The sequence below is a fragment of the Nocardioides sp. Soil796 genome (genome assembly GCF_001429525.1).
GTDB lineage: Bacteria > Actinomycetota > Actinomycetes > Propionibacteriales > Nocardioidaceae > Nocardioides.
Genome location: NZ_LMSQ01000018.1, coordinates 304,184 through 321,618 on the forward strand (window position 1 = coordinate 304,184; position 17,435 = coordinate 321,618).

The 17,435-nt window shown below is 70.0% G+C and carries 12 protein-coding genes; 2 read left to right on the plus strand and 10 right to left on the minus strand.

The genetic code is table 11. The features are described from left to right. Positions 1-135: 135 nt before the first annotated feature. From ASH02_RS12840 to ASH02_RS12885, 10 genes are all read right to left on the minus strand, one after another. Complete coding sequence (locus tag ASH02_RS12840) at positions 136-1,839, minus strand: GMC family oxidoreductase N-terminal domain-containing protein (protein ID WP_056681616.1); 1,704 nt, start codon at positions 1,837-1,839, stop codon at positions 136-138. Beyond that, positions 1,836-3,452 carry a succinic semialdehyde dehydrogenase gene (locus ASH02_RS12845; protein WP_056681617.1) on the minus strand — a complete coding sequence of 539 codons (1,617 nt, stop codon included), beginning with the start codon at positions 3,450-3,452 and terminating at the stop codon, positions 1,836-1,838. Before ASH02_RS12845 ends, ASH02_RS12840 begins: the two co-directional genes overlap by 4 nt. A gap of 213 nt (positions 3,453-3,665) precedes the next feature. Continuing rightward, positions 3,666-4,979, minus strand: a complete 1,314-nt coding sequence (locus tag ASH02_RS12850; RefSeq protein ID WP_057294868.1) for an aminotransferase family protein — start codon at positions 4,977-4,979, stop codon at positions 3,666-3,668. Continuing rightward, on the minus strand, positions 4,976-6,325 hold the full coding sequence (locus tag ASH02_RS12855; RefSeq protein WP_057294869.1) for an acetyl ornithine aminotransferase family protein: 1,350 nt from the start codon (positions 6,323-6,325) through the stop codon (positions 4,976-4,978). The genes ASH02_RS12850 and ASH02_RS12855 overlap by 4 nt, the downstream gene beginning before the upstream one ends. Continuing rightward, a complete protein-coding gene (locus ASH02_RS12860) occupies positions 6,325-7,890 on the minus strand; it encodes an aldehyde dehydrogenase family protein (RefSeq protein WP_057294870.1) in 1,566 nt (521 codons plus the stop codon). Before ASH02_RS12860 ends, ASH02_RS12855 begins: the two co-directional genes overlap by 1 nt. 196 nt (positions 7,891-8,086) lie before the next feature. Continuing rightward, positions 8,087-9,814, minus strand: a complete 1,728-nt coding sequence (locus ASH02_RS12865) for a glycerol-3-phosphate dehydrogenase/oxidase (protein ID WP_057294871.1) — start codon at positions 9,812-9,814, stop codon at positions 8,087-8,089. 113 nt (positions 9,815-9,927) lie between these two features. Beyond that, on the minus strand, positions 9,928-10,725 hold the full coding sequence (locus tag ASH02_RS12870; RefSeq protein WP_057294872.1) for a carbon-nitrogen hydrolase family protein: 798 nt from the start codon (positions 10,723-10,725) through the stop codon (positions 9,928-9,930). Then, a complete protein-coding gene (locus ASH02_RS12875) occupies positions 10,722-11,828 on the minus strand; it encodes a GuaB3 family IMP dehydrogenase-related protein (RefSeq protein ID WP_056684893.1) in 1,107 nt (368 codons plus the stop codon). The genes ASH02_RS12870 and ASH02_RS12875 overlap by 4 nt, the downstream gene beginning before the upstream one ends. Before the next feature lie 105 nt (positions 11,829-11,933). Further along, the gene (guaB, locus tag ASH02_RS12880; RefSeq protein WP_057294873.1) at positions 11,934-13,433 is read right to left on the minus strand and encodes an IMP dehydrogenase; all 1,500 of its coding nucleotides are present in this window, start codon (positions 13,431-13,433) and stop codon (positions 11,934-11,936) included. Positions 13,434-13,466: 33 nt separating this feature from the next. Further along, on the minus strand, positions 13,467-14,351 hold the full coding sequence (locus ASH02_RS12885) for a GNAT family N-acetyltransferase (protein WP_235529943.1): 885 nt from the start codon (positions 14,349-14,351) through the stop codon (positions 13,467-13,469). A 210-nt stretch (positions 14,352-14,561) separates the two neighbouring features. Here ASH02_RS12885 and ASH02_RS12890 point away from each other — a divergent pair, with 210 nt between their 5' ends. Continuing rightward, on the plus strand, positions 14,562-15,698 hold the full coding sequence (locus ASH02_RS12890) for an endonuclease/exonuclease/phosphatase family protein (RefSeq protein WP_056681625.1): 1,137 nt from the start codon (positions 14,562-14,564) through the stop codon (positions 15,696-15,698). 61 nt (positions 15,699-15,759) lie between these two features. Then, the gene (locus tag ASH02_RS12895; RefSeq protein WP_057294874.1) at positions 15,760-17,295 is read left to right on the plus strand and encodes a hypothetical protein; all 1,536 of its coding nucleotides are present in this window, start codon (positions 15,760-15,762) and stop codon (positions 17,293-17,295) included. Positions 17,296-17,435 lie beyond the last annotated feature (140 nt).

Here is a 17,435-nt window from a genome sequence, read left to right on the forward strand (position 1 = left end):
CGAGGGCCGTGGGGGCGGGTTACGCCCGAACCACGCAATTCTTCAAAACTTTCCAGCCCGTCGGCTCGGGCACGCCCGTTTTGACGGTTTGCACCCCGTCTGAGGGGGTGCAAACCGTCAGATCCGGCGGTGGAGTCAGCTGACGCCGACGATCGGCAGCCGCAGCGCGCCGGGGGCGTACTCGGGGACGACCGGGTGCGCCGGCTGCACCGGGGCGATCCGCGAGTAGGCCGCACCCATCGCGGGGCGGGTGTCGGCCTCGCCCTTGTTCGGCCAGAACGACATCGCCCGCTCCGCCTGCGCCGTGATCGTCAGCGACGGGTTCACGCCCAGGTTCGCCGAGATCGCGGAGCCGTCGGCGATGTGCAGGCCCTCGTAGTTGTAGATGCGCTGGTAGGCGTCGACGACCCCGCTCTCCGGCGAGTCGCCGATGGTGCAGCCACCGATGAAGTGCGCGGTCAGCGGCGCGTTGAACGGCTCCCCCACGTTGCCTCCCGGCGTACCGCCCATCACGTCGGCCATCCGGCGTACGGCGTCGTAGGCGACCGGGATGTACGTCGGGTTCGGCTCGCCGTGACCCTGCTTGGAGCTCATCCGCCAGCCGAACGGCGTCTTCTTGCCGATGGTGGTGATCGAGTTGTCGAGGGTCTGCATGACCAGGGCGATCACGGTGCGCTCGGACCAGTGCTTCATGTCGTAGAGGTCGAGGGCCTGCCTGCGCTGCTTCCAGAGCTCCTTGAGCCAGGTGCGCCAGCGCGGCTCGGTGCCGGTGTCGTCGGCCAGCACGGTCTGCATCATCGCCATCGCGTTGCTGCCCTTGCCGTAGCGGACCGGCTCGATGTGGGTGTGCTCGTCGGGGTGCCACGACGACGTGATCGCCACGCCGTGGGTGAAGTCGGTCGAGCGGTCGGGTGCCAGGGCACCCAGGATCGCCTCGGAGTTGGTGCGGGTCAGCACACCGAGGCGGTCGGAGATGTAGGGCAGGTCGCCCTCGCCCTTGAGCTGGTGCAGCAGCTTCTGCGTGCCGAGGGCTGCGGCGGCGAAGATCACCTGGTCGGCGGTGAAGGTCTTCACCGCAGACTTGCGGGAGAGCTTGGCCTTGGTCCAGCGGGCCTGGATCTCGTAGCCGCCGAGGCGACGCGGGCGGACCCGGGTCACCGTGGTAAGCGGGTGTACGACGGCACCGTTCTGCTCGGCCAGGTAGAGGTAGTTCTTGACCAGCGTGTTCTTCGCGTTGTGGCGGCAGCCGGTCATGCACTCACCGCAGTTCTTGCACGGGTTGCGGTCGGGGCCGGCACCACCGAAGAACGGGTCGGCCACGGCCTTGTGGCTCGGCTGGCCCGGGCCACCGAAGAAGACGCCGACGGGGGTCGGGTGGAACGTGTCGCCCACGCCCATCTCGTCGGCGACCTGCTTCATCACCCGGTCGGAGGCGGTCATCAGCGGGTTCTCGACGACGCCGAGCATGCGCTTGGCCTGGTCGTAGTACGGCGCCAGCTCGGCCTTCCAGTCGGTGATGTGCGACCACGACTTGTCGCGGTAGAACGCGTCGAGGGGTTCGTAGAGGGTGTTCGCGTAGACCAGGGACCCACCGCCGACACCCGCGCCGGCCAGGATCAGGCAGTCCTTGACCATGTCGATGCGCTGGATGCCGTACATGCCGGCGGCCGGCATGTAGAGGTACTTCTTCAGGTCGAAGGAGGTGCTCGGCAGGTCGTCGTCCTCGAAGCGGGCACCGGCCTCGAGCACACCGACCTTGTAGCCCTTCTCGGTCAGCCGGAGCGCCGAGACCGAGCCACCGAAGCCGGATCCGATGATGAGTACGTCGTAGTGCGTCATGCGCGGCCCGTCTTCTTCATGAGACGCGCACTGGCCGTGAGCGTCTTGGCGAACAGTTCGTTGGACATGCCCTTGACCGGGCGGAATCCCCAGACCCGCTGGGTCCCGACCGACTGGGGCTCGGTGTAGCGGTGGATGCCCTCGGCACCCTGACGACGGCCCATGCCCGACTGGCGCATGCCGCCCATCGGCGCGTCGACGCTGGCGAAGGTGGCGCCGTACGCCTCGTTGACGTTGACCGTGCCGCACTTGATCTCGCGGGCGATCGCGCGGGCCCGCTTGCCGTCCTGGCTGTAGATCGCGGCGTTGAGGCCGTAGTCGCCCTCGTTGGCCTTCGCGATCGCCTCGGTCTCGTCGTGGAAGCGGTAGACCGAGATGACCGGGCCGAAGGTCTCGTTGCCGAAACAGGTCATGTCGGGCGTGACGCCCTCGAGGATCGTCGGCTCGTAGAAGTAGGGGCCGAGGTCGGGCCGTGCCTTGCCACCGGCGAGCACCGTGGCGCCCTTGGCGACGGCGTCGTCGACGTGGGCGGTGACCGTGTCGAGCTGGGCCTGCGAGATCAGCGAGCCCATGTCGGTGGCCCACTCGTGGCCCGGGCCGAGCACCATCGCCTTCGTGCGCGCCACGAAGCGCTCGACGAACCGGTCGTAGACCTGGTCGGCGACCAGCAGGCGCTCGGTGGAGACGCAGAGCTGCCCGGCGTTGGAGAAGGTCGCGCGGACGGCGCCCTCGGCGGCCTTCTCGATCGAGGCGTCGCGCAGGATCAGGATCGGGTTCTTGCCGCCGAGCTCGAGCGAGCAGCCGATCAGGCGCTCCGCGCACCCTGCGGCGACCCGCTTGCCGGTGGCCGTCGAGCCGGTGAAGCAGACGTAGTCGGACTTCGCGATCAGCGAGGTGCCGACCCGGGAACCCGGACCGGCGACGACGGTCCACAGGTCCTTCGGGAAGCCGGCCTCCTCGAGAAGCTGGGCGCCGAGCAGTGCGGTCAGCATGGTCTGGCTGTCGGGCTTGGTGACCACCGCGTTGCCCGCTGCGAGCGCCGGCAACCCGTCGCACAGCGCCATCGTGAACGGGTAGTTCCACGGCGCGATGATGCCGACGACCCCCTTGGGCACGCGGTTCAGGTCGATGCGCGTGGCACCTGGTACGACGCCCGCGCGCCGCTGGGTGTCGAGGTGCTGGTGGATCGTGCGCGCGTAGTAACGCGCGGTGAGGGCCACGTGGTAGACCTCGAGGTAGGCGTCCTTGCGGGCCTTGCCCGACTCCCAGACGGCCAGGTCGATGATCTCCGCCTCGCGGTCGAGCACGAGGTCGTGCAGGCGCAACAGGATCTCCGCGCGGTGGTCGAGCGACGTACGTGCCCAGGCGGCCTGCGCGCGGCGGGCACGGGCGAAGGCCTCGACGATGTCGTCCTCGCTCGACTGCGGGACGTGGCCCAGGGGCTGGCCGTTGACCGGGCTGACCGACAGCACCGAGTCACCCGAGGTGGACACGATGCGCCGGGTCAGCGCGGCCGTGTAGTCGGGTTCGAGTGCGTAGGCGGCACTCGGGTCGTGCTCGGGGTCGTGAGGCCCACCCACGAGGGGCTCTGGCTGCGGGGTCTGCTGGCTCATGGAACCGAGCCTAGGTGACCGGCAATCCGTTCACTACCCTTCAGTAGCAATTGGATGCCCTTGACACTCTGATTCTTTTTGTAAATCCCGAATGTCGGACATCGTGCACCCCATTTCGGCGACCTGTCGCCAGTTCATGCCGACCTGTCGCCAGTTCCGGGCGCGCTCCAGAACTGGCGACAGGTCGATCAGAACTCACGACAGGTCGATCGGTCAGCCGAGGACGTCGCGGATCGCGGACGAGGCCAGGGCGGCCAGCTCCTCGGTCTGCCCGGGCGTGATCACCAGCGGAGGTCCGAGCAGGATCAGGTCGCCGTCGATGCCGTCGGCACAGCCGGTCGAGGGATAGAGCAGCACCCCTCGCTCCTTGCCGGCCGCGACGACGCGTTCGACGACGCGTTCGGACCTGGCGAACGGCTGCGACGTACGGCGGTCGGCCACGAGCTCGATGCCACGCAGCAGCCCGAGTCCGCGGATGTCACCGACGGCCGGGTGGTCCCCGAGCTCGGTGCGCAGGGCGACGTCGAGCTGGTCACCACGTTCGGCCGAGGCGCGGACCAGGTCGTGGTCGCGCAGCCGGCGGAGGACGGCGAGTCCGGCCGCGGCCCCCACCGCGTGGTGGGAGTAGGTGAACCCGTGCGTGAACCCACCGTCGGCGAGGGCGTCGTACACCCGGCCGGAGGCCACCGCGAGGCCGAGCGGCCAGTATCCCGACGCAGCACCCTTGGCCAGCACCATCAGGTCGGGGCGCAGCCCGAAGTGGTCGCAGCCGTTCCAGGCGCCGGTGCGGCCGAACCCGGTCATCACCTCGTCCGCGATCAACAGCACGCCGTGCCGACGGCACACCTCCGCGATGGCCGGCCAGTAGTCCGGCGGCGGCACGCAGGCGCCGAGTGCCGCGCCCGAGACCGGTTCGGCGATGAACGCGGCCACTCGTTCGGGGCCGGTCTGCTCGATCAGCGTGTCGAGTGCCTGGGCGTGCCGGGTCCCGCAACCGTCGGGGTGGCTGTCGGGGAACGGGCAGCGGAACTCGTAGGGCGTCGTGGTGTGCTCGGCCGCCCCCAGCCACGGGAGGTACGGCGCCCGCAGGCCGGGTCGGCCGGAGACGTCGAGGGCTCCGCGGGTGTTGCCGTGGTAGGCACCGGCCCGTCCGATGACGACGTGCCGGTCCTCGCCGCGCGCCAGGTGGAAGGCCCGAGCCATCTTCAGTGCGGTCTCGACCGCCTCGCTCCCGCCGGAGACGGGGTAGATCCGCGGGTCGTCCATCGGGAGCAGCGGTGCCAGCTCCTCGGCGTACGCCTCGAGGGAGTCGGAGGTGAAGGCGGTGCCGTGTGCGTAGGCGATGGCCCGGGCCTGCTCGGCGATCGCGTCGGCGACCTCGGTGACTCCGTGGCCGATGCCGACCACGATCGCACCCCCGGAGCCGTCGAGGTAGCGGCGGCCGTCGGTGTCGAAGATCTCCGCGCCGCTCCCGCGGGCGGCGACCGGGAGCCGGTCACCGCCGCGCGAGAAGACGTGCTTGCTCACTCCGCGACCGCGGCCACCGAGTCGCCCAAGATCCGCAGCGCGGTCTGCGCCTGCTCGGGCGTGACCACCAGCGGGGGCGACATCCGGATCGTGCTCTCGCCGCACTCCAGGACCAGCAGGCCCTGCTCGAAGGCACGCTGCTGCACGTCGGCGGCCTGCTCGGGCGTGCGGAACTCGACGCCGAGCATGAGCCCGACACCGCGGACGTCGGTGATGATCTTCGGGAACCGGGACTGCAGGTCCTTGAGCCCGGGGACCAGCTCCTCGCCGATCTTCGTGGCGTTCTCGACCAGTCCCTCGGACTGGATCGTCTCGAGGGTGGCCAGGCCTGCCGCGCAGGCGACCGGGCTGCCGCCGTACGTCGACCCGTGCGCACCGGCGCCCCACTTCTCCATCAGCTCCGCCTTCGCCGCGAACGCGCCCAGAGGCAGGCCGGAGGCGATGCCCTTGGCGCTGATGATGATGTCGGGCTCGACGTCGGCCAGCTCGATCGCCCACATCTTGCCGGTGCGGCCCATGCCGGACTGCACCTCGTCGGCGACCAGCAGGATGCCGTGGCGGTCGCAGAGCTCACGAAGCCGCTGCACCCACGCCGCGGGCGGCACGATGTAGCCGCCCTCGCCCTGCACCGGCTCGAGGAAGATCGCGGCCACCTCGGTCGGCGACACCTCGTAGCGGAACAGCGTGTTCTCGAGGTAGTCGAAGGTGGCGTCCTCGTCGTGCACGCGGGCACCGGTCTCGGGGTCACGCTCGCTGAAGGCGTACGGCGCGTGCAGCACGCCGGGCAGCAGCGGCCCGAAGCCCGTGTGGTACTTCGCCTTCGAGGCGGTCAGGCTGACCGCACCGTAGGTGCGGCCGTGGAACGCGCCGTAGAAGCTGATCACGTAGGGGCGACCGGTGGCATAGCGCGCGAGCTTGATCGAGCCCTCGACGGCCTCGGCACCGGAGTTGGTCAGGAAGACCCGCTTGGGTCCCGAGATCGGCAGCGTGCGGGCCAGCGCCTCGCACATCTGGGAGTAGATCGGCAAGTAGAAGTCGCTGGCCGAGTAGTGCAGCAGCTGGGCGGCCTGGGCCTGCACCGCCTCCACCACCTTGGGGTGGCAGTGGCCCGTGGAGTTCACCGCGATGCCGGCGTTGAAGTCGAGGAAGAGGTTGCCGTCGGGGTCCTCGATGACCGCGCCGTGTCCGCGGGCGGGCACCAACGGGTAGGCCCGCGGCAGCGACGGGCTGGTCACGCTGCCGTCGCGGTCGAGCACCTTCTGCCCCTCGGGCCCGGGCAGCGCCGTGCGGATGTCGGGCACCGGCCGGTCGGCCAGCCACGTCGGGTTCATCTCCACCTGCGTCATCACGACACCACCGTCCTGGACTGTTCACGAAGGAATTGCTGCACGTAGTAGAGGCCGCCACCGGCCTTGCCGGCGGTGCCGGAGCCCTTCCAGCCGCCGAACGGCTGGACCCCGGGCCACGCACCGGTCGTGGCGCCCGCGGCGCGGTTCACGTAGACCACACCCGCCTCGATCGTGTCGAGGAACTGCTGGACCTCCGCGTCGTCGGCCGAGAAGAACCCGGCGGTCAGGCCGAGGTCCGTGTCGTTGGCCAGGGCCAGGCCCTCGTCGATGGAGTCGATCGGGGCCACCGCCACGAACGGCACGAACAGCTCGTCGCGGAACAGCTTGTCGTCGGTGGGCAGGTCGGTCACGACGGTGGGCGCCAGGTAGTGGCCCAGCGCTCCGGCCGGGCTCTTGCCGACCACGTCGCCGCCGGCCACCACACGCCCGTTCGAGCGGGCGTGGTCGACGGCCTCGGTGAAGCGAGCCACCGCCGCCTCGTCGATGACCGGGCCGAGGAACACGTCCCGGTCGGTCGGGTTGCCGAGTGCCAGGCCGGTGGCCTTCTCGGCCAGGGCAGCCATCAGCGGCTCGTAGGCGTCCCGCTCGACGTACACCCGTGAGCAGGCAGAGCACTTCTGGCCGGAGAAGCCGAACGCAGAGCGGGCGATGCCGGCCGCCGCCAGCTCGATGTCGGCCTTGCGGGACACGATGGTCGGGTTCTTGCCACCCATCTCGCAGACCACCGGCTTCGGGAAGGCGGTGGCGAACTGCTTGTAGATCGACATGCCGACCTCGTAGGAGCCGGTGAACGAGAGGCCCGCGACGTCAGGGTGGGCGACCACGGCCTTGCCGATCTCGTCACCGCCCGGGACGACGTGGAAGGCACCGGCGGGCAGGCCGGCGTCGCGCAGGCACTCGTAGAGCTTGATCGCCGAGAACGTGCCCTGGGGGCTGGGCTTGAGCACGACGGTGTTGCCGGCGATCAGGGCACCGGCGGTCGGTCCGGCGGCCAGCGCCATCGGGAAGTTGAACGGGCTGATCACGCCCCACACGCCGTACGGGCGCATCACGCTGCGGTTGGACTCGGCATCGACGATGGAGTCCATCGCGACGTCGAAGCCGTCGTGCTTCTCCATCATGTCGGAGTAGTAGCGGAAGAACACCGCGGACTCCTCGACGTCGCCGAGCGCCTCGAGGCGGTTCTTGCCGACCTCCATGCTCATCAGGGCGGCCAGCTCGTTGGAGCGCTCGCTGATCAGGTCGCCGGCGCGGCGCAGGATGGCCACGCGCTCCCGCCACGGGGTCCTGGCCCATTCGGCGCCGTACGCCCTGGCCGCGGCCACCGCGTCGTCGACGTCGGCAGTCGTCGCCGCATGGACGTGGCAGAGCACGACCGAGGTGTCCACCGGACTGGGCACGTCGAAGAGCTCGCCGCTGGTGCGCGCCTCCCCGTCGACGTACGTCGGCAGGGTGCTGCCGAACCAGGACCTCGCGGTCTCCAGTCCCTGCTCGTAGGCGGCGTGCAGGTCGTCGTTGTCGGCAGAGAGAGTGGCATAAGTGACGCGGAAACGCGACGCCATTGTCGTTCCTCCAAGGGGTGTCCGGGCAGGGCCCGTCGTCCACCCTGGGCGCGACGACGAACCAAGTCTCCTTTCGGAGAATTCTTGTTCATTCAGGCTAGCAACGAAAGATTTTCCGTGCCAGAGGTCACGTGAAAGGATTTATTCGTTCGTGACGTGGAGTCTGCCCCACCCGTCCAAGCCGTCGAAGCCGGGGTCAGACGATGTCGCGGACCTGCACCCGCGCCTCGTCGGCCTCCTGGTCGGTGAGCTTGGCCTGGCTCTGCCGCTCGGCCTCGACCCGGCGCAGGTAGTGGTCGACCTCGTCGGCCCGGCGTCGGTCGTCCCAGCCGAGCTTGCCGGCCATCAACGACGCCACCTTCGGCGCGGCGGCCACACCCCGATCGAACATCTCGATGGAGATGCGGGTCCGGCGGGTGAGCACGTCGTCGAGGTGCTGGGCTCCCTCGTGGGTCACGGCGTAGACGACCTCGCCGGCCAGGTAGTCCTCGGCGCCCTCGAGCGGTACCCGCAGCTCGGGGCGCTCGGCGAGCAGGGCGAGCACCTCGTCGACGAGGTCGCCGTACCGGCCGAGCAGGTGGTCGATACGAGCCACGTGGAGCCCACTGCGCCGAGCCAGCAGCACCCGCTGGTTGGAGCGCGTCTCGAACCCGTCGGCACCGACCAGCGGCACCCGGTCGGTGATCGAGTCGCGCACGGTCAGGTTCACCGTCGTCTTCAGTGAGTGCGAGGCGGCCTCGATCGCGTCGCGGGCCATCACGCGGTACGTCGTGAGCTTTCCGCCGGCGATCATGACCAGCCCTGGCACCGGTGTCACGACGGTGTGCTCGCGGGAGATCCTCGACGTCGGCTCGGACTCGCCCTTCAACAGTGGCCGCAGTCCGGCATACACGCCCTCGACGTCGTCGTGGTCGAGCGGCTCGCGGAGGATCCTGTTGACGTGGGTGAGCAGGTAGTCGATGTCGGCCTTCGACGCCGCGGGGTGCGCCTTGTCAAGGTCCCACGGGGTGTCGGTGGTGCCGATGATCCAGTGCCGTCCCCACGGAATGACGAACAGCACCGACTTCTCGGTCTTGGTGATGAAGCCGGCCTCGGAGCGAATTCGGTCGCGGGGTACGACGAGGTGAATCCCCTTGCTGGCCTGGACATTGAGGGATCCGCGGCCGCCGACCATCTCCTGGATCTCGTCGGTCCACACGCCCGCGGCGTTGACCACGACCCTGGCGCGCACCTCGAACTCGCGGTCGGTCTCGAGGTCGATCGCGCGGACGCCGATCACCCGCTCGCCCTCGCGCACGAAGCCGATCACCTTGGTGCGGGTGGCCACGTGGGCGCCGTGCGTGGCCGCCGTGCGGGCGATCGTCATCACCAGTCGGGCGTCGTCGACCTGGCAGTCGTAGTAGCGGATCGCACCGGTCAGCTCCTCGGTCTTGAGGTCGGGCGCGATGCGGGCGACCTGACGGCGGAAGAGGTGCTTGTGCTTCGGCACGCCCATGTCGTACTTGCCGGCCATCGCCATCGCGTCGTAGAGCACCAGCCCGGCGCCGACGTACGGCCTCTCGATGGTCTTGTGCAGCGGGTAGAGGAACGGCACCGGCCGGACCAGGTGCGGGGCCAACCGGGTGAGCAGGAGGCCACGCTCCTCCAGCGCCTCGCGGACCAGCCCGAAGTCGAACATCTCCAGGTAGCGCAGGCCGCCGTGGATCAGCTTGCTGCTGCGACTCGACGTGCCCGAGGCGAAGTCGCGCTGCTCGATCAGTCCGGTCGAGAGGCCTCGGGTGACCGCGTCGAGTGCCGTGCCGGCGCCGACGACTCCCCCGCCGACCACGAGCACGTCGAGCTCACCACCGTTGTCGGCGGTGGCGACCAGGGCCCGGAGGGCGTCGTTGCGGGAGTGGGGACTGAGGGCACTCGGCTGGCTCATGCGGTCAGTCTGTCAGGCGGTTCCAGGTGTGGCGGCCAAAGAGCATCGTGGGCACAGGGACAACACGGAACATCGCAGTCACCAGGTGCCTGGGATGTTCCGCGCTGTCGTGGTCATGCCCGGAGACGCGGGCCCAGGGTCGACCGACGGTCGGCGTGCATCGGGTGCGCCGACCGGGTCATCCACACCAGCGCGGGATCGATCTCGGCAAGGGCCACCCCGGGCTCGGTGCCCAGGCGCGACAACGGCCGGCCTTCGGGGTCGTAGACCGCCGATCCGCCGATGAACTCGCCCGGGCCGCAGCGTCCGGTGAGGCCGGCGAAGACGACGTACATGCCGTTGTCCAGGGCGCGAGCTGGATAGTAGAGGTCGCGTCGGTGCTCGCCACCCGTGAAGTAGGCCGCGGAGTTGAGGTAGCCGATCGCTCCGTCGTCGGCGGCAGCCCTGGCGTGCTCGGGGAAGCAGCCGTCGTAGCAGACGCTCAGGCCCAGCTCGATGCCGTCGACGACGATCGAGGCGCCGTGGTCACCGGCGACGAAGTGGTCGTTCTCGTAGCCGGACAGGTGCTGCTTGTCGTAGGGCGCCGACACCTCGCCGCTCGGTCGAATCACCAACAGGGACAGGGTCCTTGCGCTCGCACGCCGCAGCGGCGTACCCACGACGACGACACAGTCACCCTCGCGCGAGGCCGCCCTGAGCGGCTCCAGCCAGTCGCCGTCGAGCGAGTCCTCCGACGGAACGTCGCCGGCGAAGGCCGCTTCGGAGTAGCCGGTCAGGAACGCTTCGGGGAGTACGACGAGGCGCGCGCCCTGCGACGTGGCCAGCTCGACCAGGTGGGCGGCCTTCGCCCCGTTGGCCGTGACGTCGCCCGCAACGGACTCCGCCTGGGCCGCAGCGACGAGCAACGTCACTCGACGACGACCTCGACCCGCTGGAACTCCTTGAGCTCGGTGTAGCCGGTGGTGGCCATCGAGCGCTTCAGCGCGCCGATCAGGTTCATCGTGCCGTCGGCGACCCGCGAGGGGCCGAACAGGATCTCCTCGAGCGAGCCGACCGTGCCGAACTCGACCCGCTCGCCGCGGGGCAGCTTGCCGTGCCAGGCCTCGGCGCCCCAGTGGAAGCCGCGACCGGGTGCGTCGTCGGCGCGGGCGAACGGCGAACCGACCATCACAGCGTCGGCACCGCAGGCGATCGCCTTCGCGATGTCTCCCGAGCGACCGATGGATCCGTCGGCGATGACGTGGACGTAGCGGCCACCGGACTCGTCCATGTAGTCACGGCGTGCGGCCGCGACGTCGGCGACCGCGGAGGCCATCGGCACAGCCACACCGAGCACCGTGCGCGTGGTGTGTGCGGCTCCGCCGCCGAACCCGACGAGTACGCCGGCCGCGCCGGTGCGCATCAGGTGCAGCGCGGCCTGGTAGGTCGCACAGCCACCCACGATCACCGGCACGTCGAGCTCGTAGATGAACTCCTTGAGGTTCAGCGGCTCCGCCTGCGAGGAGACGTGCTCGGCCGAGACCGTCGTACCGCGGATGACGAACATGTCGACGCCGGCGTCGACCACGGCCTTGGCGAACTCCTTGGTGCGCTGCGGGGAGAGCGACCCGGCCACGGTCACCCCGGCCTCGCGCACCTGCTTGAGGCGCGCGGTGATCAGCTCGGCCTTGACCGGCTCGGCGTAGATCTCCTGCATGCGCCGGGTGGCCTCGATGCCGCGCAGGGCGGCCACCTCGTCGAGCAGCGGCATCGGGTCGTCGTAGCGCGTCCAGAGGCCCTCGAGGTCGAGCACGCCCAGGCCGCCGTGCTTGCCGAACGCGATCGCGGTCTCGGGGGACATCACGGAGTCCATCGGCGCGGCCAGCACCGGCAGCTCGAAACGGTAGGCGTCGATCTGCCAGGCCACGCTGACCTCTTCGGGGTCGCGCGTGCGCCGCGAGGGCACGATGGCGATGTCATCGAAGGAGTACGCCCGTCGGGCGCGCTTGGCCTTGCCGATCTCGATCTCAGTCACCGGCACAGCCTATCGGCAGGTCGCGGCAACAAGAATTGCCGGTTCGCGCATCAAAAACCCACGGCTCGCGCAACAAGAATCCACGGTTCGCGGCAGAAGGGACGGTCAGCGGTTGTAGTTGGGCGACTCGACCGTCATCTGGATGTCGTGGGGGTGGCTCTCCTTGAGGGAGGCCGAGGTGATCCGCACGAACTTCCCCTTCTCGTGGAGCTCGGGGATGGTGCGCGCCCCGATGTAGAACATCGACTGGTTGAGCCCGCCGACCAGCTGGTGCGCGACCGCGGAGAGCGGGCCGCGGTAGGCGACCTGGCCCTCGACGCCCTCGGGCACGATCTTGTCGTCGCTGGTGACCTCGGCCTGGAAGTAGCGGTCCTTGGAGTAGGACTTCTTGCCACGGCTGCTCATCGCACCCAGCGAGCCCATGCCGCGGTAGGCCTTGAACTGCTTTCCGTTGACGAAGACCAGCTCGCCCGGCGACTCCTCGCAACCGGCCAGCAGCGAGCCGAGCATCACCGTCTCCGCGCCGGCCACGATCGCCTTGGCGATGTCGCCGGACTGCTGGAGCCCGCCGTCGGCGATCACGGGCACACCGGCCGGGGCACAGGCCAGTGAGGCCTCGTAGACGGCGGTGACCTGCGGCACGCCGCACCCGGTGACCACACGCGTCGTGCAGATCGAGCCGGGGCCGAAGCCGACCTTGACCGCGTCGGCACCGGCGTCGACGAACGCCTGGGCGCCCGCCCGGGTGGCGACGTTGCCGCCGATGACCTGGACGTGCTTCGTGGCCGGGTCGGTCTTGAGCCGACGCACCATGTCGAGCAGGAGCTGCACGTGGCCGTGTGCGGTGTCAGCGACGAGCACGTCGACCCCGGCGTCGATCAGCGTGGTGGCCCGCTCCCAGGCGTCGCCGAAGTAGCCGATCGCGGCACCGACCATGAGTCGGCCGTCGGCGTCCTTGGAGGCGTTGGGGAACTGCTCCGACTTCACGAAGTCCTTGACCGTGATCAGACCGCCGAGGCGGCCGTCCTCGTCGACCAGCGGCAGCCGCTCGCGCTTGTTCTGGCGCAGCAGGGCGGTGGCGTCCTCGCGGGAGATGCCCACCGGGCCGGTGAACAGCGGGCTGGTGGTCATCACCTCGTCGACCTTGGTGGTGGCCCACTCCGCGACCGGGGTGAAGCGCAGGTCGCGGTTGGTGATGATGCCCAGCAGCTTGTTGTCGGTGTCGACCACGGGCAGCCCGGAGACGCGGTACTCGCCACAGATGCGGTCGAGCTCCTCGAGCGTCGCGTCGGGGCCGATCGTCACCGGGTTGGAGATGATGCCGGTCTGGGTCCGCTTGACGAGGTCTACCTGGTAGGCCTGGTCCTGCAGCGACAGGTTGCGGTGCAGCACGCCGATGCCGCCCTCGCGGGCCATCGCGATCGCCATGCGGGACTCCGTGACGGTGTCCATGGCCGCGGAGACCAGAGGCACCTTCAGCGAGATCTCGCGGGTCAGGCGCGAGGTGGTGTCGATGTCGGAGGGAGCCATGTCGGACTCCCCCGGCAGCAACAGCACGTCGTCGTAGGTCAGGCCAAGGGCTGCGAACTTGTCAGGGAGCTCCACTTGCACATCGTATCGACACGCCGAAGCAACCACCTAAGCCGGGAGCGGCTTGAGATCGTGCACCGGGATCCGGACGGTCAACACGTCGGCCGACATCCGGATCCGGCCCTTGAGCCCGGCCGCCAGGACCATCGGCAGCACGGCCTGGTTGTCCACCCGCGTGGTCAGCACGACATCGTGGATGCCATTGGCGTTGGCGAGGCGACCGACGTCGATGAGCAGCCGGGTGCCGATCCCCCGACGCTGCCATGCGGGGTCCACCCGCAGGCTCACCGGAACCGCGCCATCGGGTCCGGCGACCCCGAGACTGGCCACGGCGACGACAGTGCCCTCCACCCGGGCGGTGACCACACCCTCCTCGACGACGTACGCCGGGTTGGCGCCGCCGCCGAGACGCCGACTCGGGTTCGGCCGCAGCGGCGAGACCTCGAGCCGGCCGCGGGCCAGCACGTCACTGACCAGGTCGGCCATCGCAGAACCGCGGGCGTGCTCGGTCGCGGTGAACGGCGCCGTACGCCGTACCTGCACCTGGACCTCGCCGACCTGCATCTCCATCACGTCCTGCACCACGGCGAGTGCGTCCTCCGCCGGGTCGGACTCGGCGTCGAACAACCGCGCGACCACCTCGGGGAAGGCCGCGGGTTGGGCCAGGATCGTGCGGGCCGCCTGCACGTACCGGGCTGGCTGGTCGACCAGGGCCTGTTCGGTGCACGGCGCACCCGAGACCGACTCGCCCCCGGAGCTCTCGACGAGCTCCGCGATGTCGGGCAGGCCCCAGTGGTCGGGGCAGCGCAGCACCAGCTCGTCGGTCACCGACTCGATGCCGGGGAAGATCTGGAGGCCCATGATGTTGACGCCCTGGTCGCCGCAGTTGGCGGCCAGGACGGCCAGGGCTCCGGGGCGGTCGGGCAGGGTCATGCGAACGCGCCACAACATGACGGTCCCCCTCTCGTTCAGATGTCTGGTCCCGGGGCGCCACGCCGTCGGGGCGCCCCGGGAGGACCCAGCATGACCCGGCGATGTTGCCCGGTTGATGCGCGCTTGTTTCGCCGAGGAAAACGCCACCCGACACCATTCCCCGGGCCGTGAGGGGATATCTTTCTGCCTGGCTTTTCCGGGGGGACACACATGCCGATCATTCGCGTCGCCGTTGCAGGCGCGCTCGCCGTACTGCTCACCGTGCCGGCGCTCTTCTCGGCCCTGTTCTCGAGCGAGGCGGCCCGCGGCCACGCCGAGCTCGGCCACCCCGTGACCGTGATGACGCGCAACCTGTTCCTCGGGACCGACGTGTTCCCGATCTTCGCGGCAGCCCAGGCAGCAGGATCGCCAAGGGCGAGGATCGATGCCACCGCCCGCGCGATGCACGAGGTCCGGAGCCTCGTCGCGACGACCCGGTTCCGGACCCGGGCCCGTCTCATCGCCGCCGAGATCGCCCGCCACGACCCCGACCTGGTCGGACTCCAGGAGGTGGCCCTGTGGCGCAGCGGGCCACGGGAGCCCGACCTCGTGGGCGTGCCGAACGCAGTCTCGGTCGATCTCGACTTCCTGCGGATCCTGATGGCGGAGCTCGATTCCCTCGACCACGACTACCTCGTGGTCAGCTCCCTGGGCGAGCTGGACCTGGAGTTTCCTGGCTACCGCACGAGGTCGGAACCCGGTCGTGACGTCCGGCTGACCCTGCGGGACGTCGTGCTCGTGCGCGTACGCGACGGGCTCACCGTCGTCGATCGGGGCAGGGAGCACTTCACCTCCCGCGTCCGGATGCGGCTACCCGGCCGCCTCGTCGACTTCACCCGGGGCCACACCTGGGTCGACGTGGAGAACGCCGGGCAACGGGTTCGCTTCATCAACACCCACCTCGAGGTCGGCGACCCGCGTGTGGGACGCAACCAGGTCCGCGAACTGCTCGACGGACCGGCCGCGAGCCGCGGACCGGTCGTGGTCGTCTGCGACTGCAACTCCGACCCGATGGCAGGGCGCCGTTCGATGCCCTACCGCGGGCTCACCGGAGCCGGCTTCGTCGACACGTGGCTCACCGTGCCGTCCGGCGGCCCCGGCCACACGTGCTGTACGGCGAGCAACCTGCTCGACGACGGGCCGGGCGTGATGGACCACCGCCTCGACTTCGTCTTCGCCCGGAGCCGGCGCGGAGTGGTCGCCGACCGGGGAACTGTGCTGGGAGCCACCGGCGCGGCACGCGACGAGGTCACCGGATTGTGGCCCTCCGACCACGCCGGCGTCGTGGTCCGACTGGTCGACAGGTGACCTCGCCCACGACCCGGCATGGGTCGGACGCCCGGCGGTGCCGGGGTGGCAGGGTGTTCCCATGACGACTCCGACGCGCTGGAGCGTGCCCGAGATCGGCACCAAGCGACTGGTGGGCGGCGCCGCCGTGCTGGCGATGCTCCTCAGGTTCCCGGGAATGCTGTGGCCGATCCGCCCCGACGAGGCGGGATTCACCCTCGTCGCCCGTGCCTGGCACCCCGAGCCGGACAGCCTCTACGGCACCTACTGGGTGGACCGCCCTCCGCCGCTGATCGCGCTGATCAAGCTCTCCGACATGATCGGCGGGCCGCTCTTCATCCGGGTCGTCGCTGCCTTGGGGTGTGCCCTCCTGGTGGTCGCAGCCGCGCGTACGGCGTACCTCGTGGCCGGTGAGCGTTCGGCGCGCTGGACGGCGGTGGTGACCGCCGCGGTGACCACCAACACGATGATCGACTCGGTCGCGGCCAAGGGCGAGATCCTCGGCATCCCGATCGTGGTCACCAGCTTCTGGCTCGCCCTCGAGGCACTGCGCCTGCTCGATGCCGCACCACGCAAGGCGATCCTGCTCGCCGGGGGTGCCGGTCTACTCGGCATGCTGGCGATCGGGCTCAAGCAGAACATGGCCACCGGCCTGGCCTTCGGCGGCGTCGTGCTGCTCACCTCGGCGGTGCGCAAGGAGATCAGCTGGCCCGACTTCGGCCGGCTCGCCGGCGCTGCACTGGCCGGCGCGGCGATCCCCCTCGGCCTGACGATCGCCTGGTGCCTCGCCTACGGCGTACACCTGGAGACCCTCTGGTACGCCGTCTACGGCTTCCGGTCCCACGCTCTCGACGTGATCTCCAACGAGTCGGCGGGAGCCCCCCTGGGCCGGGCCCGGCAGCTGGCGATCATCTTCGTGGCCACCGGCATGGCCTTCATCATCGCGTGGTTCCTGGTCAACATCCGGCACGCCTGGCGCACCCATCCGGCGGTGACGTTGGCCGCGCTCGCCGTGCTCGTCGTCGACGGCGCCGGCGTCGTCCTGGGCGGCAGCTACTGGCGCCCCTACCTGCTCGGCATCGTGCCGACCGTGGTGCTGTGTGCCGCGTTGGTGGCCGGCGCCCCCGGGGTGCGCGGTCGGGTGATGCAGTTCCTGGTCGGGATCGCGGCGCTCTCGTGCCTGGTCTCGATCGTCGGCTGGGTGGCCAAGAGCGCGTCCGGCGCCGAGCCGCCCACGGAGATCTACACCGGCCAGGCGATCAAGCGCGTCTCCGAGCCCGGCGACACCATCGTGGTCTACGGCGGCCGCTCCGACATCGTGTTCGCGTCGGGCCTCAGCTCGCCGTACGAACACCTGTGGAGCCTGCCGATGCGCGGCAACGACCCCGACCTCAGCGAGCTGATGTCGCTGATGCGCAGCGACCGGGCGCCGACGTGGTTCGTCGGCTGGGTCGACTTCGACTCGTGGAACGGTGTCGGCCAGCCGAAGCTCGAGGCACTGCTTGCCGAGCGCTACGAGCGCCACGGCGAGGCCTGTGGCGACCACCCGATCTGGGTGCTGAAGAGCGTCGAGCGCGACGTGCCCGTCCCCGACTGCGAGCACCCCTGGCGCTGGTGACCGCAGGACGCCCCGCACGACGTCCTGCGTCGCGGTGCCTCAGGCAGCCAGTCCGCAGGACGTCCGGCACGACGTCCTGCACACCGGACGACGAACGGCCCGCCACCCCGTGAGGGGTGACGGGCCGCCGTGGCAAACCG

What these genes read in the sequence shown, in the direction of transcription:
- ASH02_RS12840 (WP_056681616.1), bottom strand. Translation starts at nt 1,839, where the DNA reads ATGACGCACTACGACGTACTCATCATCGGATCCGGCTTCGGTGGCTCG.
- ASH02_RS12845 (WP_056681617.1), bottom strand. Translation starts at nt 3,452, where the DNA reads ATGAGCCAGCAGACCCCGCAGCCAGAGCCCCTCGTGGGTGGGCCTCAC.
- ASH02_RS12855 (WP_057294869.1), bottom strand. Translation starts at nt 6,325, where the DNA reads ATGACGCAGGTGGAGATGAACCCGACGTGGCTGGCCGACCGGCCGGTG.
- ASH02_RS12860 (WP_057294870.1), bottom strand. Translation starts at nt 7,890, where the DNA reads ATGGCGTCGCGTTTCCGCGTCACTTATGCCACTCTCTCTGCCGACAAC.
- ASH02_RS12865 (WP_057294871.1), bottom strand. Translation starts at nt 9,814, where the DNA reads ATGAGCCAGCCGAGTGCCCTCAGTCCCCACTCCCGCAACGACGCCCTC.
- ASH02_RS12885 (WP_235529943.1), bottom strand. Translation starts at nt 14,351, where the DNA reads ATGACCCTGCCCGACCGCCCCGGAGCCCTGGCCGTCCTGGCCGCCAAC.
- ASH02_RS12890 (WP_056681625.1), top strand. Translation starts at nt 14,562, where the DNA reads ATGCCGATCATTCGCGTCGCCGTTGCAGGCGCGCTCGCCGTACTGCTC.
- ASH02_RS12895 (WP_057294874.1), top strand. Translation starts at nt 15,760, where the DNA reads ATGACGACTCCGACGCGCTGGAGCGTGCCCGAGATCGGCACCAAGCGA.